Origin of the sequence: Wolbachia endosymbiont (group B) of Silvanus unidentatus, assembly GCF_964028615.1 — a bacterium.
In the GTDB taxonomy this organism is placed as follows: domain Bacteria; phylum Pseudomonadota; class Alphaproteobacteria; order Rickettsiales; family Anaplasmataceae; genus Wolbachia.
On sequence record NZ_OZ034795.1, the window covers coordinates 954613 to 975921 of the forward strand.

At 34.0% G+C, this 21309-nt stretch carries 22 protein-coding genes; 7 read left to right on the forward strand and 15 right to left on the reverse strand.

Annotated features, from left to right (window positions below):
• Positions 1–3: 3 nt before the first annotated feature.
• The 5 genes from ABWU65_RS04430 to ABWU65_RS04450 are packed head-to-tail and all read right to left on the reverse strand — an operon-like array spanning position 4 to position 5570.
• Positions 4–1389, reverse strand: coding sequence for an NADH-quinone oxidoreductase subunit N (locus ABWU65_RS04430; RefSeq protein WP_353280356.1), 1386 nt, complete (start codon positions 1387–1389; stop codon positions 4–6).
• Complete coding sequence (locus tag ABWU65_RS04435) at positions 1386–2828, reverse strand: NuoM family protein (RefSeq protein ID WP_012481967.1); 1443 nt, start codon at positions 2826–2828, stop codon at positions 1386–1388. Before ABWU65_RS04435 ends, ABWU65_RS04430 begins: the two co-directional genes overlap by 4 nt.
• A 3-nt stretch (positions 2829–2831) precedes the next feature.
• Positions 2832–4679 carry an NADH-quinone oxidoreductase subunit L gene (gene nuoL / locus ABWU65_RS04440; RefSeq protein ID WP_353280358.1) on the reverse strand — a complete coding sequence of 616 codons (1848 nt, stop codon included), beginning with the start codon at positions 4677–4679 and terminating at the stop codon, positions 2832–2834.
• Positions 4680–4683: 4 nt separating this feature from the next.
• Positions 4684–4992: an NADH-quinone oxidoreductase subunit NuoK gene (gene nuoK / locus ABWU65_RS04445; protein ID WP_019236815.1), complete on the reverse strand. Its 309-nt coding sequence runs from the start codon at positions 4990–4992 to the stop codon at positions 4684–4686.
• Complete coding sequence (locus ABWU65_RS04450; protein WP_353280360.1) at positions 4983–5570, reverse strand: NADH-quinone oxidoreductase subunit J; 588 nt, start codon at positions 5568–5570, stop codon at positions 4983–4985. Before ABWU65_RS04450 ends, nuoK begins: the two co-directional genes overlap by 10 nt.
• 186 nt (positions 5571–5756) lie before the next feature.
• Between ABWU65_RS04450 and ABWU65_RS04455 the strand changes: the two genes are divergently transcribed.
• Entirely contained in the window at positions 5757–6182 is a 426-nt protein-coding gene (locus tag ABWU65_RS04455; RefSeq protein ID WP_052265004.1) for a hypothetical protein, read from the forward strand.
• Between the two features lie 113 nt (positions 6183–6295).
• A complete protein-coding gene (locus ABWU65_RS04460) occupies positions 6296–8209 on the forward strand; it encodes an ATP-dependent helicase (protein WP_353280362.1) in 1914 nt (637 codons plus the stop codon).
• A gap of 42 nt (positions 8210–8251) precedes the next feature.
• On the opposite strand, the gene ABWU65_RS04465 is transcribed toward ABWU65_RS04460, so the two are convergent.
• The gene (locus tag ABWU65_RS04465) at positions 8252–9007 is read right to left on the reverse strand and encodes an alpha/beta hydrolase (RefSeq protein ID WP_007302377.1); all 756 of its coding nucleotides are present in this window, start codon (positions 9005–9007) and stop codon (positions 8252–8254) included.
• A 1-nt stretch (position 9008) separates the two neighbouring features.
• On the reverse strand, positions 9009–9533 hold the full coding sequence (locus ABWU65_RS04470; RefSeq protein ID WP_007302376.1) for a c-type cytochrome: 525 nt from the start codon (positions 9531–9533) through the stop codon (positions 9009–9011).
• A 299-nt stretch (positions 9534–9832) separates the two neighbouring features.
• On the opposite strand from ABWU65_RS04470, the gene ruvA reads away from it, so the two are divergent.
• The 3 genes from ruvA (at position 9833) to ABWU65_RS04485 (ending at position 12895) form a co-directional block, all read left to right on the forward strand.
• Positions 9833–10405, forward strand: a complete 573-nt coding sequence (ruvA, locus tag ABWU65_RS04475) for a Holliday junction branch migration protein RuvA (protein ID WP_007302375.1) — start codon at positions 9833–9835, stop codon at positions 10403–10405.
• Complete coding sequence (gene ruvB / locus ABWU65_RS04480) at positions 10402–11391, forward strand: Holliday junction branch migration DNA helicase RuvB (RefSeq protein ID WP_007302374.1); 990 nt, start codon at positions 10402–10404, stop codon at positions 11389–11391. Before ruvA ends, ruvB begins: the two co-directional genes overlap by 4 nt.
• A 268-nt stretch (positions 11392–11659) precedes the next feature.
• Positions 11660–12895, forward strand: a complete 1236-nt coding sequence (locus tag ABWU65_RS04485) for a hypothetical protein (protein ID WP_353280364.1) — start codon at positions 11660–11662, stop codon at positions 12893–12895.
• A 530-nt stretch (positions 12896–13425) separates the two neighbouring features.
• Here ABWU65_RS04485 and ABWU65_RS04490 read toward each other — a convergent pair.
• Positions 13426–13719: a GIY-YIG nuclease family protein gene (locus tag ABWU65_RS04490; RefSeq protein ID WP_139686762.1), complete on the reverse strand. Its 294-nt coding sequence runs from the start codon at positions 13717–13719 to the stop codon at positions 13426–13428.
• 485 nt (positions 13720–14204) lie between these two features.
• Here ABWU65_RS04490 and ABWU65_RS04495 point away from each other — a divergent pair, with 485 nt between their 5' ends.
• Together ABWU65_RS04495 and ABWU65_RS04500 are read left to right on the forward strand one after the other, a co-directional pair.
• A complete protein-coding gene (locus ABWU65_RS04495; RefSeq protein WP_264336132.1) occupies positions 14205–14393 on the forward strand; it encodes a hypothetical protein in 189 nt (62 codons plus the stop codon).
• 29 nt (positions 14394–14422) lie between these two features.
• Positions 14423–15898 carry a hypothetical protein gene (locus tag ABWU65_RS04500; RefSeq protein ID WP_353280366.1) on the forward strand — a complete coding sequence of 492 codons (1476 nt, stop codon included), beginning with the start codon at positions 14423–14425 and terminating at the stop codon, positions 15896–15898.
• Positions 15899–15942: 44 nt separating this feature from the next.
• Here ABWU65_RS04500 and ABWU65_RS04505 read toward each other — a convergent pair whose 3' ends face one another.
• From ABWU65_RS04505 to ABWU65_RS04535, 7 genes are all read right to left on the reverse strand, one after another.
• On the reverse strand, positions 15943–17184 hold the full coding sequence (locus tag ABWU65_RS04505) for a citrate synthase (RefSeq protein ID WP_007302370.1): 1242 nt from the start codon (positions 17182–17184) through the stop codon (positions 15943–15945).
• A 79-nt stretch (positions 17185–17263) separates the two neighbouring features.
• Entirely contained in the window at positions 17264–17533 is a 270-nt protein-coding gene (gene rpsT, locus ABWU65_RS04510) for a 30S ribosomal protein S20 (protein ID WP_007302369.1), read from the reverse strand.
• 43 nt (positions 17534–17576) lie between these two features.
• Positions 17577–18302, reverse strand: coding sequence for a lysophospholipid acyltransferase family protein (locus ABWU65_RS04515; RefSeq protein WP_012481964.1), 726 nt, complete (start codon positions 18300–18302; stop codon positions 17577–17579).
• 56 nt (positions 18303–18358) lie between these two features.
• Positions 18359–19345, reverse strand: coding sequence for a site-specific tyrosine recombinase (locus ABWU65_RS04520; protein ID WP_007302367.1), 987 nt, complete (start codon positions 19343–19345; stop codon positions 18359–18361).
• A 371-nt stretch (positions 19346–19716) separates the two neighbouring features.
• Positions 19717–20352: a DnaA ATPase domain-containing protein gene (locus tag ABWU65_RS04525; RefSeq protein ID WP_007302365.1), complete on the reverse strand. Its 636-nt coding sequence runs from the start codon at positions 20350–20352 to the stop codon at positions 19717–19719.
• A gap of 18 nt (positions 20353–20370) precedes the next feature.
• Positions 20371–20532: a hypothetical protein gene (locus tag ABWU65_RS04530; RefSeq protein WP_012481963.1), complete on the reverse strand. Its 162-nt coding sequence runs from the start codon at positions 20530–20532 to the stop codon at positions 20371–20373.
• Positions 20529–21263, reverse strand: coding sequence for a group II intron maturase-specific domain-containing protein (locus ABWU65_RS04535; protein WP_265025203.1), 735 nt, complete (start codon positions 21261–21263; stop codon positions 20529–20531). The genes ABWU65_RS04530 and ABWU65_RS04535 overlap by 4 nt, the downstream gene beginning before the upstream one ends.
• Positions 21264–21309: the final 46 nt, after the last annotated feature.

Sequence of the window (21309 nt, forward strand, 5' to 3'; positions counted from 1 at the left end):
TTGTCAGCCCTTTAGTTTAATGAGTGAGTCAAGATCTTCTACATACAAGAAAAGAACGAGATTGATCAGTGAAGCCACTGAAGTGATAATGAATAGACCCTTAGAATAAGCAACCTTATTACCACTAGCTTTATCAAAATACATAACTTTCATGATATTTAAATAATAGTAGCATGATATCACACTCGCTGTTACAAGAATCAAAGACAGGCTGATAAAGCCAGAATTTATTAAACTTTTGAATATAAAAAATTTAGCGATAAAACCTGCAAGTGGAGGTATTCCCGACATCGAGAGTAACAGTACAGAAAGATGACATGCTACAATTGGGTGTTTATTCCCTATACCAGATAAATTTGCAATATCACAATCGTCATCGTCAATTTGTACGAGATATGAGAATAGCCCTATGCTTGTGATGATATATATCACCAAATACATTAAGGCACTATCTGTTCCTGCTTGTGTAAAAATAGAAAGTGAAGCAAATATAAAACCAATGTGACCAATTGAACTGTAAGCAAGCAGCCTTTTTAAGTTTTGCTGACGTAAGGCCCCAAAAGCTGAGATAAGCACAGACAATGCTGAAACGTATAAGAAAATAGGCTGAACATAACTTTTTACATTTACTAACTCTTCATTCATCAATCGAATTAAAAATGTTACAAGTGCAGCTTTTGGGGCCGTAGAAAAAAACGCAGTTACTATGGTAGGTGCACCTTGATAGACATCTGGAGCCCACATATGAAAAGGAGCAATAGCAAGCTTGAAACACAAACCAATAAGGATAAAAACTAACCCAAAAACTATTCCATAAGTTATCTGATGGTTTTGCAAGAATGAACCGAGCTCAGAGAAATTGACTTGTCCTGTATATCCATAAAGCAGCGACATTCCATATAGCATAATGCAGGAAGATAGTGCACTAAGTGTAAAATATTTCACTCCTGCTTCACATGAATAAGCTGAATCTTTATTAAAGCTCGCAAGAACATACAAAGATATACTCATCAACTCAAAAGCTAAATAAAAAGAAATCAGACTATTTGCTGAAACCAAAGTTATCATGCCAAATAGCGCAAAAAGAATCAGTATTGAAAATTCATATTTATAGTCATATTTTGATAAATTCAGCATCAAAAGTATTAAAATTCCTGTGCTGAGAATTAACCCTTGGGCTGACCTGATGTATAAATTGAGTTTTAACAACGAATTAAAGAGAAAAATTTCATTGTTTTCTGCCGAAAGAATTAAAATAATCAAAGTTACCACTGTGCAGCCAAGTGCTAATAAGTTGATAGTTCTGCGGTTAAATATAATCCCAAGCAGTAGCAACACTAACGAGGAGATAATAGAGAACATTTCCGGCAATATCTGTATATAATTCATAGCGCATTATATTTGACTAACAAATTTGCCATACATGGCTTCAAATAATTCAGTGCAAGGGTTGGGTAAAATCCAAGCAAAATAACAAACACTGCAAGCAGAATTAAGACAGAAAATTCTATGCTATCCAAACGGTTATTTAATAATTTAGAATAGCTAACCCCCCATATTATTTGCTTACATAAATTCAGCATATAAACTGCGCTTAAAATAGTGCCAAGTGCGATAAATCCTGTAAAAAACCCTATGCTCTTAAACATTCCAACCATAGCCAAAAACTCACCTGCGAACCCAGATGTTCCAGGTAGCCCTATTGAAGCCATTGAAAATAAAATGAACATAAAACCAAATTTTGGCATTGTGTTTACTATGCCAAAATATTTTGCAATCTCCAAAGTTCCAGTTCGAGTATATAGCATTCCAACACATAAAAATAAAGCAGCAGAAATAAGGCCATGACTAATCATTTGAAATATGCTACCCAGTACTCCTTCCTCACAAAATGAAAAGAGGCCAGCAGTAACGATCCCCATATGTGCTATTGAAGAATAAGCTATTAACTTCTTTATATCATCTTGAGCAAACGCAACTAGAGAAGCATATATCACCGCAATAATGCTCAGCACAACAACGAAATTTGAAAAATACAAACTTGCCTGAGGAAGCATTGGAATAGAAAACCTTAAAAATCCATATCCCCCCATTTTAATAAGCAAGCCAGCTAAAATCACAGATCCAGAAGTTGGTGATTGCACATGCGCATCAGGAAGCCAAGTGTGAAATGGAAACATAGGTACTTTTATTGCAAAAGAAATAAAAAATGTAATCCACAGCAATGACTGCACTTCAAGATCAAGGCTTGGCACTAATGTAGCTAATTTTTGTATATTAAACGTCCCAAAAGTACTATAGATATACACCAATCCAAGCAGAAATAATAATGAGCCAGTTAATGTATAAAGAAATAACTTAAACGTCGCATATATCCTTTGCTTCCCTCCCCAAATGCCAATAATAAAGAACATTGGTATTAAAACAGCTTCAAAAAACACATAAAAGCTTATAGCATTCAGTGAAACGAAAAAACCGACTACAAAACTCTCAAGCAGTAGAAATAATGCCATATAGGCTTTTAGGGTCGTATAACTCATTTTGCAGTTATAGAGTATACAAATTACAAACAAGAAAGTTGTAAGCAGAAGGAAAAGCAACGATATACCATCTATCCCTATTCCTACATTCTTGATTGGATAGCTGACAAACTGAAAGTCCGCATTGTTATAATCAAATTCTATACAAGCTACAATGCTAAGCAAAAATGGAAGTATAGCAAAAAATAGGGCAAGGAATTTTAGGTGTATAGATTGATGATTAATCCTGATCGAGGATAAAATCAACGCTCCTATCAGTGGAAGCAAGAATATACTAAGTAACAACACCTTCTATTTAATTCCAATAATATATAAAACACCGATTATTAAAGTAACAAACATAATAAATGCATAATCAAATATATAACCAGTTTGTAACTTTATAGAACTTTTTGAACATTCATTAACCAACCTTACAACACCATTTGGTCCAAATGAATCAATAGCCTTAACATCAAACTTCCATAGAAGCCTAGATATAAACCTTATCGGTGCAATTATAACAAACTCATACACCTCATCAAAGTACCATTTATTCTGCAAAAACTTAAGTAAAAATTTACTCTTAATTTGCCTAATTACTTGATATTGGTAAATTAGGCACGCAAGTGCTATTCCACTTAGGCTTGCTAAGGTTGGCAGTAGTTTTATAAAGAAATTATGAACTCCATGCCCATCAATAACTACTAAACTTGATTTCCAAAACGCATTACTAGTTATGTTCAAAATATTTGCTCCCCATATTCCAGAAAATACTGATCCAAAAGCGAGTATCAGTAATGGTATAAGCATAATCTTTGGTGCCTCATGTATATTAATTTTACTTTGTTTTTGGCTGTGGAACACAAGAAGCAATAACCTCCAAGAGTAAAACGCTGTGAAGAATGCAACAACTAAGCTTATTACAAAAGCAAAGCTATCCGTGCTATAAGCATGTTCAATTATCAAATCCTTTGAGTAAAAACCTGCAAATGGAAATATTCCAGAAAGCGCAAGAGATCCAATCCACATGAGAGTATAAGTGCAAGGGATTTTCTTCCAGCAATTTCCCATTTTCTGAATGCTTTGCTCATGATGCATCGCATGAATTACATTGCCAGCACCAAGAAATAGTAGAGCTTTAAAAAAAGCGTGTGTCATTAAATGAAAAATAGCAACATTGTAAGCAGAAAGCCCACATGCCATGAACATATAACCAAGTTGACTGCAGGTTGAATAAGCAATTATTTTTTTTATATCGTTCTGAGTAATCGCAACCGTAGCTGCAAAGAAAGCAGTAAGTGCCCCAACAATAACTATTAATTCTCGTGCCACATTTGATAGCTCAAATAATGGAGAACATTTTGCTACTAAAAATATACCTGCTGTTACCATCGTTGCTGCGTGAATGAGTGCAGAAACAGGGGTTGGCCCTTCCATTGCATCTGGCAACCAAACATGTAAACCAAGCTGTGCAGATTTACCCATACAGCCAATAAAAAGTAATATGCATATTATATGAGTTACTTTGAATTCACAGCAGAATGCCCTAATGTTCTGCGTGCCAAGAAGATCAGTTGTATCAAAAACTTCAGTAAAATTCAAAGAGTGAAATGTATAATAAATAAGAAAGATTCCAATCAATAGTGCAAAGTCTCCTACCCTATTCACAACAAATGCTTTAATTGCTGCATTATTTGCAGAATATTTTTGCAACCAAAATCCTATGAGTAAATAAGAACACAGGCCAACCCCTTCCCAGCCAAAAAAAAGCTGCACGAAATTATCGCTTACAACCAGCACAATCATGCAAAACGTAAACAGCGATAGGTAAGAAAAAAACCTCGACTTCCCTTTGTCATGCTCCATATAACCGATAGAATAGAGGTGGACTACTAGTGAAACGGTGGTAATAACAATAAGCATTAAGGATGAGAGAGCATCCACACTAATTGCCCAATTTACTTTTAATACACTTAATGAAAATAGAGGAAACAAACTCAAGTGATAATTTTCAGAGAAGGTGAGAAAAACATACCAAGATAAAACTGCAGATATTCCAATCCCCGCCGTTGTAACTAACTGACTTTTTCTAAAAAGTGCTGCAAATAGCGAACCAAAGAGTGGCAAAAATACTATTAATTTCAGTATATCCATCATACTTTCATTCTTTCATTAAGTTCGCTTGTTCAACATCTATATTGCCACGACTTCTATAATATACAACCAATATTGCAAGCCCAACTCCTGACTCTGCTGCCGCAACAGTCAACACAAACATCACAAAAATTTGCCCAACTATATCATTCATAAAGGCAGAAAAAGCAACTAAATTGATGTTAATCGCCAGCAATAATATTTCTATTGATAACAGTATATTGATTATGCTCTTACGGTTGATGAAAATACCACACACTCCAATAGTGAACAAAATAGCAGCAACTATCAAAAAATGATTTAATCCTATTTCCATTCTACTCCTTTTCCAAATTTAGCCTTAACCAATTTTACAGATGAAGATTGTGTCAATTGGTTTAATACATTCTGTTTTTTAACTCCTTTTTTCTTGTCCTGCAAAGTAATAGCAATTGCACCAACAATTGCAACAAGCAGCAGAATACCAGAAAGATGAAAAGCGTACATGTAGTCAGTGTAGAGCAAATTACCGATAGCTTTCACGTTATTGGCATTATAGTTTATAACATTACTTATATTCAGCGTTGAGCTGCGGATTACAAAACTGATAATCAGAAAAAACACAACACATAATATAGCACCAGGAGTGAAATGCTTCGCAAAACCCTGGCGCAACCTTATGTAGTCAATATCGAGCATCATAACTACAAAGAGGAACAACACTGCAACCGCACCGATGTATACTATCATCACCATCATAGCAATGAACTCAGCTCCAAGGAGAATGAAAAGAACTGCAGAGTTAACGAAGGTGAAAATTAAAAATAATACTGCATGCACAGGATTTCTTACACTAATTACGCATACAGCAGATAAAATGCTGAGAATTGCAAAAAAATAAAAGAAAAAAGGCATCGATACTTTAACTGCAACAATAGTTACTAACTTAAGGTAATTGTTGCTGTAAAGTCAATACTATATTAAAGATTTGAAAATATCGTACTACAAGCTTCAACTCCTCAGTAATGCAATAAACACTCTTGACAATCTTGATTTATTAATATATAATGTATGTATATTAATAGTCAGCGGTAGCTCAAAATGTACAACATATTTGGTTACTTCAAAAGCAACAATAGTTCTAACGCACAAAATAGCAGATTAAATGGAGAAGGTTATCAATACACCACAAGAGACTATATGACAATTTACTTTAATAACACATTAGCAAGTTTCAGTAGATCATTGATAGAATTTAAAGAAAAAGCATATGGTTTTATATATGATATTGGAGCTTGGTTGAAAGCAACATATGAAAATTTCACTGAACGAGCTGAAATTCATAACTTCTATGTTCCAGAAAAACTTCCTATTAAAGCTGAGGAAATAAAGATGAAGGAACTGAATCGTAAGCCTAAGCCATTTCAAACTCCACCTATTCATCAAACAAGCAGAAGTTTTGATGCCAATATCTCAAATCAAGTTGTTGTTACTCACCATACACTTGAAGCTACCCCAACAAGATAGATCTACGCTTAAATATCTAGTACTTGAATGAGTTGAATGTTATGTTCAATAAGACCTTTACAATATTTGGATCATAGGTTTAACTTTATAAAGTTATAATCTATAGAGCTTCAATGAACGATTATCTCTCACTGTTAAATCCAGAACAGCAATTAGCTGTAACTAACATAAATGGGCCAGTTTTGATACTGGCAGGAGCCGGAACCGGAAAAACAAGAACGATTACTTCAAGAATAGCACACATAATTAGAAACGTTCACGCTTATTCTGATGAGATATTAGCAGTTACATTTACAAATAAAGCAGCAAATGAGATGGTATCAAGGGTACTTGAGCTAACGGGCACAAACATACCATGGCTTGGCACTTTCCATGCAATTGCAGCAAAAATTTTGCGCATGCACGCAGAAATTGTGGGCTTAAACCCCAATTTTACAATCATTGGTGTGGATGACCAATTACAGGTAATAAAAAATATTATCAATGAAATAAATCCTGATTACCTATCAGAAAAATATAAGACCATTATGAATATTATTCAGCAATGGAAAGAGAAGTGCTTATTGCCGTCTGAAGTGGAAGATGTTCAATCATTTAGGCCAGTTTACGTAACTGCACTTAAAGTCTATTACCAGTATCAGGAAAGGTTAAAATTCCTTAACTCTGTTGATTTTGGTGACTTATTGTTATATAACATACAACTTTTTAATAAAAAGACCGAGGTTCTGTCCTACTACCAAAACAAGTTTAAGTATGTCATGGTAGATGAGTATCAAGATACAAATGCAATACAATATCTTTGGCTAAAATACCTTGCAAAAGAGCATTCAAATATTTGCTGTGTAGGAGATGATGACCAGTCGATATACAGTTGGCGTGGTGCAGAAGTTGAAAATATTTTGAAATTTTCCGATGATTTTAAAAATGCAAAAACCGTTAAACTGGAGTGTAACTACAGGTCAACATCCCACATAATTGCAACTGCATCATATGTGATCAATCACAATAAGACTCGCTTAGAAAAAAAATTGTGGACAACAAACATTGAAGGCGAAAAGGTAAATCTAATCAAATTGTGGGACGGAAAGGCTGAAGCAAGGTTCATAAGCGAACAGATATTAAAACTCAATAAATACAGATTTAGTGATATTGCAGTGCTCGTCAGGGCTACTTTTCAAACTAGAGTTCTCGAAGAGTATTTTATAAAATATTCAATTCCCTATAAGATTATAAGTGGCGTAAAATTCTACGAACGTCAAGAAGTAAGGGATATAATTGCATATTTGAGGCTTGTTACAAATAATAATGATGATCTCGCTTTTGAAAGGATCGTAAATCGTCCAAAAAGAAGCATAGGAGCTACAACTCTAAAGAAAATATACACGACTGCTCAGGATAACAAAATTTCTTTTTTTGAGGCAGCAAAAATATTGGTTAATAGTGATCAAGTAACCGAAAGAATTAAACTCTCACTAAATGATTTTTTAAATAAAATTAAAGCTTGGGAAGAAATAGTAAGCGTAAAACCACTGCATAAATTTGTTAAAATCGTAGCAAATCAATCAGGATATATGGAAATGCTTGAGAATGAAGGAGTGACGGGTTTAGCGCGAATAGAAAATGTTAAAGAGCTCATTTCATCTTTGAAGAATTTTGACAGCACTATAACCTTCTTGGAGCATATTAGTTTGGTGATGGAAGTGGATAATATGAATAGCGATGACACTGTATATGTTATGACTCTTCATGCGGCTAAAGGGCTTGAATTCCCGTGCGTGTTTTTACCTGGTTGGGAAGAAGGATTATTTCCTCATCAAAGATCTTTTGAAGATAAAAGTGGTAAAGCTTTGGAAGAAGAGAGAAGACTTGCATATGTTGGCATAACTAGAGCAAAAGAAAGGTTGATCATTTCATGTGCAGATAGGAGGGAAATTAATAATCAGTGGCAACCAATGAGCACTTCTCGATTTATTAAAGAATTGCCAAGAGAAAATGTTGAGGTGATCAAGAATAGTGCCTACTGTTGAAGCTATAACTGCAGCTCTTACGACAAACACATCTGAATTACTTCAATTATATATTTCTCCTGGCAAAAATTCTCTGATGGTCTTAAATAAAATTTTCAGTGAATGATTATCAGACATGTTGTGTTCTGCTGATTTTATTAAGTGTACTTCAACGTCTGTTGACTTAATTTTTTCAGCTAAATTCAATGAAGTTTGATAAGGAACATCTTTATCATTAATGCTATGCAATAAGCGCACAGGACAGTTTATATCTATTGCTTCTCTGTTTAAAAGAAGGTTCTTTCTACCGTCTTCGATCAGATTTTTAGTTATTTTGTATGCACAATGCTCCGAAGTAAAATCTATTACACCTTTAGAACCTAGTTCTTCTTTTTGCTTGCCTGACAATTGCTTGAATATCAAATCTTCAGTAAAATCAGGAGCAGACGATATGCCGATTAATGCTGCAATTTTTTCTGGAAATTGAAGAGCAGTGAGCAGCATCAGCCATCCTCCCATACTTGAACCTATAATTATTTGTTTATTGCTAGTTAATTCACTTATCACTTTAGCACAATTTTTTTGCCAATCACTTATTGTATAATCAGCAAAATCACCGCTTGAATTACCATGGCCAAAATAATCAAAGAGCACAAGTGCTATATCATTTTCTTGGCAAAATTTGTAAACGGCAGTTGCTTTAGTTCCATCCATATTGGATGCAAAACCACTAAAAAAAACTATAGAAGCCTTCTTTCCTTGTAGCTTTCGATATGCTATATGGCCATTACTTCCATCGAGTAATTTACAATAATTCATACTACTTTGGCAAGGCAACCGGACTATCGCTCATCGAACGCAAATAGCTGACTAGATCTGCAATCTCTTGTGGATTGGAAATGCCTGCAAATGCCATACGTGTACCTTTTATGTAGGCTTTTGGATTTTTTAAAAAAGCAAATAACTCCTCATACTCCCATTTCCCACCTTTTTCAAGTAGTGCTTTTGAGTAATTGAATGAGCTGCCAAGATGGGCCTTTTTATTTCCAACCACGTTCCATAAGTTTGGCCCCACTTTATTCATTCCACCTTTCTCAAAACTATGACAAGCTATACATTTTTTTGCTGCTGACTTGCCTTTTTCAAAGCTAGCATTCTGCATGAGCTCTCCAATATCAAGTGCCACTTGTTCAATCTTTTGTTGAGGCTCATTGCTGGCTGCTACTATTGTTTGGTGTTCAATTTTATAATCCTCTGGGTTGTAGAGCATATCAACTACATTACTAACTATCATAATTATTAATCCAGAAAGTAAAATCGATGCTGCAATCTTATTAAGCTCCATAGTTAATTCTTATCAAGTAATGTTACTTAAATTATGCAAATATTTTCGCAAACAGTAAACAATTACCTTTATTTCACCAAAGATAGAAATTTCTATTACTTAGCTAAGTTAGGAGACTGCAATTCTATTTCTATCGGAGTAACTTGTGGTTCAATTACATAATGATCTGGAATAACATATTAAAATAGATTTCCTGCAAACTTGTCTGCAATGATTGAAACTGGAACTACTTCTATAATGTTCGTTTGCTTGACCTAAGATTCAGGAGCATTTAAACTGAATTTTATAAAGTACTAGAAATGATAGGAAATCTAAGAGGAATAGTTGATGAGGTGTGTAGCGATCACATAATCCTGAATGTGAATGATGTTGGCTACATAGTATATCTTTCAGCCAAAACTTTAAGTGCTTGTTCGATTGGAAGTAGAGTAAAATTACTTATCGACACTTATGCAAATAGCAGAGAAAACGTTACTCAGCTATATGGCTTTATAAGTAAAGAAGAACAGCAGTGTCTGCGTTTATTAGTTAAAGTGAGCGGTGTCAGCTATAAAACCGCAATGTCAATTTTGAGCAAATTAACTCCAGAGCAACTGTTTTTGGCAATTATAAATGAGGATAAACTAGCACTTAAGGTGAGTGGACTTGGCCTGAAACTCATAAATCGAATTATTACTGAGCTGAATGGCAAAGTAAGTAAATTAGAGATAAATAACAATCATTTTCACTCAATTAGTGAAGATGCTCTTTCAGCTTTGATCAATCTTGGATATGAAAGAACAAAAGCTTATGATACAATAAAAAAAATAGAAGATGAATCACCAAACTTGGACACTAAAGATATTATTCGTATGGCGCTTAAAACAATATGAAGTCAATATCATGTAGTAAGGAATACTCTGAAGATGTACGTAATTTAAATATCCGGCCTGAGCAACTTGATGATTTTGTCGGGCAAAAAGACTTAATACAAAATTTAAAAGTGTTTATAAATGCTGCACAGACGAGAGCTGAAGCTTTGGATCACGTATTGCTCTATGGTCCTCCAGGGCTTGGTAAAACAACTTTAGCACAAATTGTCTCTAAGGAGTTAAGGGTTAGCTTTCGTGCAACTTCTGGTCCATTGCTTAGTAAAGCTGGGGACTTAGCTGCAGTGCTCACTACTTTAAATGCAAAAGATGTTCTATTTATCGATGAGATTCATAGATTAAATCGTAGCATTGAGGAAGTTTTATATACTGCTATGGAAGATTTTTGCCTAGATATACTAGTAGGTGAGGGCCCATCTACCAGAACTTTAAGAATAGATTTACCACCATTTACACTGATTGGGGCAACAACACGGCTTGGACTGCTTTCTGCACCGCTGAGGGATCGTTTTGGTATTCCCCTGCATCTTGAGTTTTATTCTTTTGAGGAACTGGTTGATATTATAAAAAGAGGTGCAAGAGTTCTTTGTGCTGAAATCGAAAAGGATGCTGTGCAGGAAATTGCCTGCCGCGCCCGTGGTACTCCAAGAATTGCTTTGAGATTACTCAGAAGAATAAGAGATTTTGTTGAAGTAAAAGATGATAAAAAAATTACCTGTGAAATTGCCGGTTCTGCACTATCAAAATTGGGTATAGATAAAATGGGACTAAATAAATTAGATATGGATTATCTGAGATTTTTGTTTAACACCTCAGGACCTGTTGGAATTGACACCATATCTATTGCACTATCTGAAGATGTTGGCAATATTGAAGAAACAGTAGAACCTTATTTAATCAAGGTCAGTTTTGTAAAGCGCACACCAAGAGGACGTGTTTTAACTGATCAAGCAAGGGAATATCTCAGCATTAATTCAGTGGTATGCTAGTATTATACTATATTTTATAACATTGTATAGTATTACATTAAACATTATAATATTCTTTTATTATATGATTTGCAGGTGTTTTAGAGGCAAATAAGAAAGTCTTCTGTTATAGTGAATATGTTCTTGAAAAATTACGTAATATATGCTAGGCTGTATATAGTATGAATGTAAAAATATCAATAATTTATTGATATTTTTTAAGATTAATACTTATTAAATACTTCATATTATAAGATTGAGTTATTGTATTTTATAGACTTAAGATAAAATGGTAAAAAGCCTTCTAAACAATTATAGAAACAGTAATTCAATTAATGGAGAAAAAGCAATGAAAAATTTTTTAATCAATAACAACGAAGAGGACGGTAGCTCAATCTACATTAATCGAATCAGAGAGCAAGATCTCTCTGCAGAGCAGAAGCTCAATGAATTAAAAGGATTCATGGAGGAGCTTGCTAGGAAAGCTGAGCTCAAGAGAATAGAGCTTGAGCGTCAGGCTGCGAGTTGCATTGATGAAACATTATCTCAAGTAGAGCTACAGATACAAGATAATGAGGATTACTTTACTGATGATAATCAAGGGGTATTCGCAAATTTCTTTGAATCCCTCTTTAATCTTTTTGAAGTAAATGTAGATCCGAAAGTCTACAAAATGCTCAAGGAGAAGAAAGAGAAAAATCTGCTTCTTTCGATAATTAAGTTTTTGCGTGATAAGCTTAAGGAATTAGTTAAAAAGATCTTCAAAAAAGATTTAGATTTAAGTTGGGATAAAAGGCTAGACAAAGAGATAAAAGAATTGCAGGAGAAATTACTCAGCGGTGAGTTATCTCCTGAAGAAGAAATAGCAATACTCGAACGTTTGCAAGCGTTGCAAAATTTAAAATTGAAGCTTCAAACTTTTCTCGTGGGCTCAGTCATTGCAATGTTTGCAGAAATTTTTGCAGTTGATTTAGCAGCAGTAGTAGAGCAAGATGTAACTGAGGAAAAAAGAGACAAAAAAGCAGAAAAAACAGAATCAAAAGAAGTTCGTCAAGAAATGGAAACAAAAGTGAATGAAATCACACCAATTTCCCTATTTAATTTTTCATCTCAAGTTCCAATGCCAATCACTCTGAATAAGCAAGAACGTGCTATTTTACCAAAGCCTGTAGAAAAATTAGTAGACACTCTACCTAAACCTGTTATAAGTCACAAAAATAGTGAAGTACAAAAACTGGAAAAAATGAATAAAGAAAAGAAAGAAGCAAAAGAAGAGAAAAATGAAAAACCAAAATTAGCTGTCTGTCCACCCGCTCCAGAGCGAAAGGAACACAGGAGAGTTAAAAGACAAAAATGTAGTGATGATACAAGGATAACAAAGAGAAACGAGCTAAATGGATCTTCATGCGAGAGAAAGCTTGGTGATCAGCAAAAGTCTAATGCTGCTGTGGAATTGCCAGGAGGATTAACTGATGATGTGAGAGTTGAAAACCATGCTTCTTCAGTCAAAGAGAGAGGTGTGTAAAGGTTCTCTCTTTTTTTTGTCATTCCAGACTGGTTTTTTATCTGGATTCCAGCATCAAGTGCTGGAATGACATGGCGGACAAGTAGCTCTCTCTTGTCTTCAAGTGGCCCCTTTGTTGTCATCTCAGTGCCTCCTCTCTTGTCATCCCAGTGCTTGACACTGGGATCCAGGAACTTAGTTTAAAAAAGTTGTCATTTCAGTCTAGGATCCATTTTCTCTTCTAGATTCCAGCGTCACGCGCTGGAATGACATCGTCTTGAATAAAATTTGAATGAAAACCGGTCTGTCATTCAGGTAGCCCTTCATTTTCATTCCAGTGCCTCCTTTGATGTCATCCCATTACCTCCTCTCTTGTCATCCCAGTGCGTGACACTGGGATCCAGAGAACTTAGTTTAAAAGAGTTGTTATTTCAGTTTAGGATCCATTTTCTCTTCTAGATTCCAGACTGGAATGACACCGTCTTGAATGGAAGCCAGTGCCAACGATGCGCCATATTACAATGTTCGTACAGTTGTGTACTCAGACACTGTCATCCAGACACAATTTCATCATATAAATCTTTCCATTCTTGATTTGTTTTTTCAATTAAGTTTATTTTCCATTTTCTCTGCCAGCTTTTTAGGAGTTTTTCTCTACTAATTGCTAAGTTTATCTCTTGAAATTCTTCAAAATAGACTAGTTTACAAACATTGTACTTTGACGTGAAACCAGAGATGGCTTTGCTTTTGTGTTCCCAAATTCGTTTAGTCAAATTTGATGTTATACCTGTATATAGGGTTCCATTGCGTTCACTTGCAAGTATATAAATATAATAACTTTTCATATATAATAAATAAATTTACTAGATTCCAGTGTCAAGCACTGGAATGACATTAAAGGAGCTACTTGATGACACCAAAGAGGCTATTCTTTGATACCAAAGAGGCTACTTGAATGACAAGAGAGGAAGTGCTGGAATGACATTGTCTTGAGTGCATAATGCACCAAAGGTTGTGTACCAAAAAGGTGTCAACCAATTTTAAAAGGCTGTCATGCAAGTGGCCCCTCCGTTGTCATCCAAGTAGCTGACACTGGGATCCAGAAAACTTAGTTTAAAAAAGTTGTCATTCCAGTTTAGGATCCATTTTTCTTCTAGATTCCAGCATCAAGTGCTGGAATGACATGGCGGACAAGTAGCTCTCTCTTGTCATCCCAGTCTGGAATCCAGGAGTATAAAAATGGTGAATAAAATTTATGTTAAAAAACTGCTTGTGCTGATAATTGATTCTTAATATACTCATTACATAATAATTTAATTCGGAGGCTAATATGGATGGTAATAATGATCCAAATAAAAAAGTACCTGATTCAGGGAGAACAAGGATTTATAAAAAAGATTTAGATCCAAAGAGAATAGATAATTTCAGCGATAGGATTAAGCGTGAACAAGAGCGAATGAAACAAAATCAATCCAGTAGTAGTAAGAGTGGTCAGAGCAGCAGTATGGGTGGCAAGTAATTATGTTAATTAATTAGAGAGGTGGAGTTATGCCTAATAAAAGTAAAATAAATCAAGAATTAGTAAAAGCGTTTAATAGTATTCTTCGTTTCAGTAATGCTGTTGTTACTAATTTTACTGTAAAGGATGATCATATTGTTATCTCGTTTGATGATAATATGACTCTTGATCGACGCATAAAGTACCTGAGCAGTATGAAAGAAAAAATAATACAAAGATTTTGTCCGGATGAAAGTATTCTTGATGATAATTTTTATACAAAGTTTTTTCCTTTTAACTTTGATCAAGGAAAATCGACTGTAGGTAATAAATTTTTGGTGCCAATGAGAAAAGAGGTGGTTTCTAATCTAAAGTTTTTGCTAGCTAATGAACTTGCGCGATTTACAACAGATCTTATTAAAGAGCAAAAAAAAGAAGACAAAAAATCGGAACTAGGTTGTGAGGATCTATCAGATGATATAGAGGAGGAGATAGAAAATCATGTAGATTATAATATAATTGATGAAGTCTTTGATAAGGGATCTTATCTATATGGTGCGGAGTGTGTTGATAGAAATTTGCAACGTTCTTTTGTAGATTTGCTCTCATCGAGGATAACAGGTTATGAAAATGGTCCTAAAAAAACTAAGGATTTTTTAGAAGAGAAAGGAAATTATGTATATCTAAAGAAAAGCATTTTTGATAATCCTAAGCTCATTAAAGATATAGCAAAGCATAAAGCATCCTCGAAGTGTCGTGATTTGGAAGTTTCAAGTACCGAGGATGAAATGAATGACACTCTGAAGCTCGCAGTTGTTGATTTTATTTGTAAGGCACTACCGCACCTACCAATTGATTCTATGTGGCATACTTCTCACAAAGAAAGTAAAGATGAGTATTCAATTTTGGCTCCTGTTATTGATTGTGGTAATTACATAGAGTTTTTAAATGAAAAAGAAGTTGATCATATTAATAATAAGGTGTTTGGTGGTACAAAAGTATTGCGTGATGTAAAAGATGATATTGCAGAAAGAGGTCTTCCAACATATGGTGCCGAACAAATATATGCAATAGACTTTCGTAACCCAGACATTGCTTACTGTGTGATGGATAAGATCATGGAGAGCTCTGTAATCAATAAGGATTATAAACTGTCCATTGATCCTGCGCGTGTGCCAGCTATGAAACCACAAACTCTTGCCCCTTCTGAAGAAAAAGTAGGGACGGATGGACCAAGTGCAGATAGTGGTTTTGCTGGTTCACCTAAGAATTCAGTTATAGGTAAATCACATAATGGAAACACAAGCAAATTCCTTAGGCCTGACTACTATGGTGAAGGTAAAGGTGGGGATGATGCTTCGGCTAAAGATAGTGGCTTTGGCCCTTCTTCAGCACGATCTTCAGCACGATCTTCTTTTAATAAGCCCAAAACAACATTTAACCAACCTTCTATATCACAGCCTGACCAATGTTCTGCAAAAAAGCAGACATCAACTAGTAAAAAATCATCTTGCTGTATTTTATAGCTAAAGGAAATTAGGCTATTCAAAGATGAATTGTGAATGAAAGGTTATTTGCCAAGGTAGAGCTGCCTTGGCCTACAAATCTTGGTTTCTTTATCGTTTACCATTTCATACCACTGGGCAACCCAACCAGTGGTTCTTGCAAGTGCAAAAATGGGTGTAAACATACTTGAAGGGATACCGATAGCATTCATTATTATACCTGAATAAAAATCAACATTTGGATACAACTTACGTGTAATAAAATACTCATCCTTTAAAGCTATTTCTTCAAGTTTTTTTGCAATTTCAAGTAATTCATTGTTTTGCTCTAGTTTGCTTAAAATCTCATGACAAGCATCCTTTAATATAAGCGCGCGCGGATCATAGTTTTTATAAACACGATGTCCAAATCCCATTAGCTTAAATGGATCTTTATCATCTTTAGCTTTCTCAATGAATCTATCTACATCTCCACTTTGCTCTATCTCTTTTAGCATATTTATAACTGCCTCATTAGCTCCACCGTGTGCTGGACCCCAAAGTGTAGCAACTCCTGCAGACAGGCTTGCAAATAGATTAGAACCAGCTGACCCTACCAATCTGACAGCTGCTGTAGAAGCATTCTGTTCATGATCAGCATGGAGAGTAAATATTTTATCCAGAGCTTTTACAAAAAGGGTATTATTAACAGCACTGCCAAATATCATATTTAAGAAATTCTCACTATAACTTAATTTATTATTAGCATTTGTGAATTCCTGATTGTTGATATGTCTATAAATCATTGCAACAATTGCAGGAACTTGTGCTATTGCAGAAATTCCAAAATCTAAATCTTCACCATTGACATTGTTGCCATGTGTTTCATGGTAAGATGCTGACAAATTTGCAAAACATGCAACTAAAATCGACATAGGGTGAGCAGTTTTTGGAAATGCTTTGATTACATTTGTAACTTGCTCTGATACTTTGGATGATTCTTGTATTTTGAGAAGAAATTTTTTGTGTTGCTCTGAACTGGGTAGTTCACCATAGAGCAATAAATAAATCACAGCAGTAAAACTATTATTCTCTGCCAAATCAGCTATATCATGTCCCCTATACTTAAGAACTCCTTCATCTCCATCAATGAATGTAATTGTGGAAGAGCATGAAGCTGTGGAAACAAACCCCGGATCATAAGTGAATAATCCTGTCGTCTTATATAAATCCTTAATATTTAACACGTCAGGACCTACTGTTCCACTTAATACGGGCAGATCAATTTTTGACCCATTACTTAGTTCCAATAATGCTTTTTTATCCATCACTTGAGCTACTTAATTTTATACAGAATATACAAACTGAAAAGTATATATTAATACAGTTAACTTTACATTAACCGTATTAAGCGGTCATCAATGCTTTTACTTTTGCATTTAAGCGACTTATTTTACGTGCAGCAGTATTCCTATGAATGACACCTTTATTTACACATTTGTGTAAATTGGATTCAGCATTCCGAAATGCCAAGACAACATTCTCTTTGTCACCAGACTTGATTATATCAACTAATCTTCTAATAGCAGTACGAGTTTTGCTTTTTCGCATCTTATTTACTAAAGTACGCTTTGCTATTACCTTCATCATTTTTTTAGCACTCTTATGATTTGCCATATATTAATACCTGTACTTTTCTTTTAATTATAAAGTTTTTTTGTTAATTTGCAATATCAGTTTTTTCTGCAATTAATCTACTACTTCTTTCTTCAATGATTTTTTCTAAACTTTGCAAGAATTCATTTTTGTTTAACCCAGGATATATGGGAGGTAATATTTCTATTACCGCCTTTCCGGGATTCTTTCTCAGAGAAAGTATGCTTTTTGGCCAAAACAAACCAGTGTTTAAAGCAATCGGTAACACAGGAACAGATAATACGCTATATAAAGCAGCAATACCCGATTGATATTTTATATTTTGGTTTATAGTCGTTCTTGTGCCTTCAGGAAATATTATTATGCTTCTATTTTCTTTTATATGCATTTTTGCTAGTTTAATTATATGGCGTATAGAACTGATACCATCTGAACGGTTAATAAAAATCATTTTCAGCGCTATAAGATGTAAACCAATGAATGGAATCCATTTCAATTCACGTTTTAAAATAAAAACTGCTTTTCTAAAGAGTAGTATAAAAATAAATGTTTCAAATGGAGATTGGTGTTTAGATGCAATTATAAAAGGTTGCTTAGGAATGTTTTCCATTCCCCTCACTTCATATTTAATGCCACATAATAAACGCAACATGAATAATACAACTCTCACCGAGCAAACAAGGAAAATGGTTATTACACACTCAGGAAAGAAAATTACAGGGAGAGTAATTAAAGTATAGAATACTTCCCATAATATAAGGAGTAAATTAAACAATAAACTTGCAATCACAAACACACGTAAACTTATTTGAATTTAACTTTACTACAAAACTAAAAGCAATAAGTTTAATTATTGATCATCTGAGTAATAGGATGAGAATCAGCTAATTTGTCCTTTAACTTTTCATTAGCAATATGAGTATATATTTGTGTTGTAGAAAGATTAGTATGGCCAAGAATTTTTTGTATCAGCACAATATTTGCTCCGCTATTCAGTAGATGGGTAGCAAGAGAATGCCTAATCACATGTGGAGAGATTTTATTTTCATCAATATCGCACTTTCTTGCTAATTCCTTTATTAATTGACCAACTCTTTGCCTTGTAATGGGTTTATTAGGTTTATCACCTGGGAATAGCCAATCAGATTTTTTGTTGTTAGGAAGCAGATTGTCACGAATTGATAAATAATTTTTAAGACTTTGCAATGCTTGCTCATTAAAAAGGATTTGCCTTTCTCTGCTACTTTTTCCCTTTATTATTATATAGCCTTCTTTACCATTACCGTTTACTAAATGTAATACTTCACATAACTTCATATTAATTAGTTCAGAAACACGCATCCCGGAAGAGTAAAGAATATCTAAAATTGCACATAGCCTTTTACTGCTTATCTCTTTATTCGATCCGCTTGCTGATTTTTTTACTGTTTCCATGAGCAAAAATATTTCTTGAACACTTAAATACTTAGGCAAAGGACGGGAAACCTTTGGATTTCTTAATTCATTATCATTAGCCGGTGCTGGATTAAAATCTATTATTCCATCATTAAATAGGCACTTATAGAAATTTTTGATAGCAGATATTTTTCTTGATATAGAACTAGTTTTATATTTCTTTTGTGTACGTAAAAAGTTTACATAATCTTTAATATTAGCTTTACTTGCACCAACTAAGGTAGTGCCTCCTTCTAATAAAAATTTTTCAAGTTGGTGTAAATCTGAACGATAACTTTCCAAAGTATTTTGTGTAGAGGATTTTTCAGAAACCAAAGCATCTATGTAATACGTGATGTAAAGATTCTCTTTTTTATTTTGTGGTTGTTTATTTTTCATTATCAGCTCCTATATTTATTTCTTTGACTATAATTTGATTGAAAGTATTTTTTGTGTTTTTTATAAGAAAATATGAGATAAACAAAGCATTTATCAATAAAGTAAGTACTACAAACCTTTGTTTTAACCTTTTTTTTAAATTTGATCTTATTTTTACCATATTTCAATTATCACATTGAGTCTATAAAAAACATCCTGTAAAGTAAGTTTTACTATCGTATAAAATTTCCCTTAGCTATGTCTGTTTATTCTTATTATATCATAGTATTTATTATAATTTTAACATAAAGAAATAGTGATTTCAACTTCATTATTGTATGGGTATTAATAAATTTTTAATATATGTAATAAATACCTTACAAAAAAAGGAATCAATTTGCACTTTTTTTTAATAAAGTGTTAATAAAAGGAATGGTTACATTTGATCCTATAGATTCATTATCTATTTTTTCTATAACTTTATTAATGCTGTGGAAAGAACGTTCTATTCTTGCTAGAATATAATCAATTACCTTTAGATCAATTTTTAACTGTTTATCTGAAAATTGTTTTATTAGCATAATTCTTAATAATTCTTCGCTTGCAGGTAAAATTTTTACGCTGATAGTTGATAATATTCGCGAGCTTAAATCTTTTAGTTTGAAGTTAAGCTTTTTCGGTAAAATCGAAGAAGTAATTAGCAGTCTCTTATCATTTTCTTTCATGTAATTATAACAATGTAACAACATTTCCTCATCTTTAATGTTTTGTACATCTTCTAAAATAAACGCATCGCTGTACCTCATTTCGCTTACAAAATTATTTACATCAATGAAAATAGCATCGTTTTTTGATTGCCAGATATGAGCAAGGTGAGTTTTCCCAGAGCTGTTAGGTCCAAAAAGAATCAGGCATTTCCAAGATAAATCATTAACTATTGAGTTATATACGTGCTTATTTTCATCTAAGGTGATATAATTTTGCCAACAATAATCAACTTGATTATTGTTAAATAAATTTAATTGCACGTAAAGCCTCTTACATTACTACTTTTTGATAATAATTTTTGCATAAAAATTTACTTGGTCAGGTAAGGAAGCAGTATTACTACTACCCCCTCCCTTAGAAACGCAGCATGCAGGTTTCCCCACACTACGCTTGAGCCCCTTATCTAAGTTCTTCTTTTCTAGAACCGGCTTGTCCTTCATGATTCCTCAGGAAACATCATTCTTAATGGTGACACCAACAGTAGAGAACCTTCTCTTGAAAAGGAGCTTGCTAACATTCTTGTTCGTTTCACTCTCTCATCAAAATACTTTTTCCATTTTAAGTCAAGGGGATTTGCATCCGCTCTGATTTTAACATGTCGTCTGATAGGTATATCAATCAGCTTAAGCAGTCTTAAATACCGTATCTCTTTTGGTTTGTTCTTGCATATGGGTGCAGCAAAAACCCATTGGCGTTGACCCATTACTTTGAAGTAACGATTCTTTATCCAACGTAATCCTTTACGAGGATGTCTTTTCTTTGCCCATTTCCATAAACTATGCCAAATTTCATTGTCGATCTTTCTAAACGCTTTTTTAGCACACACATGGTGATAGTAATTTCCCCATCCTCTCAGTAGAGAGTTGAGTGACTTAATTACTATAGCCTGAGTGTTCGCTATATTTGCTTTTATCAATGTACGTGCTTTATTAAGAAGTCTTTTAATACTTTCTTTCGAAGGTTTAATAATTAACTTCTTATTATATCTACGTACATTACAACCAAGAAAGTCAAACCCTGTTGTAATAGATGTAATCTTTGTCTTCTCTTCTGACAGAATTAAACCTCGCTCATGAAGAAAAGATGATACTAAAGGCTTAACTTCCTTTTCCAGTACTTCATGTGTGAAACCTGAAATAATAAGGAGAGTAGACCGGCGGAGCTTCCCCACCAGTCTCTCGCAGAACTGCACGGAAACCTCTCGGCTTATACAGCTC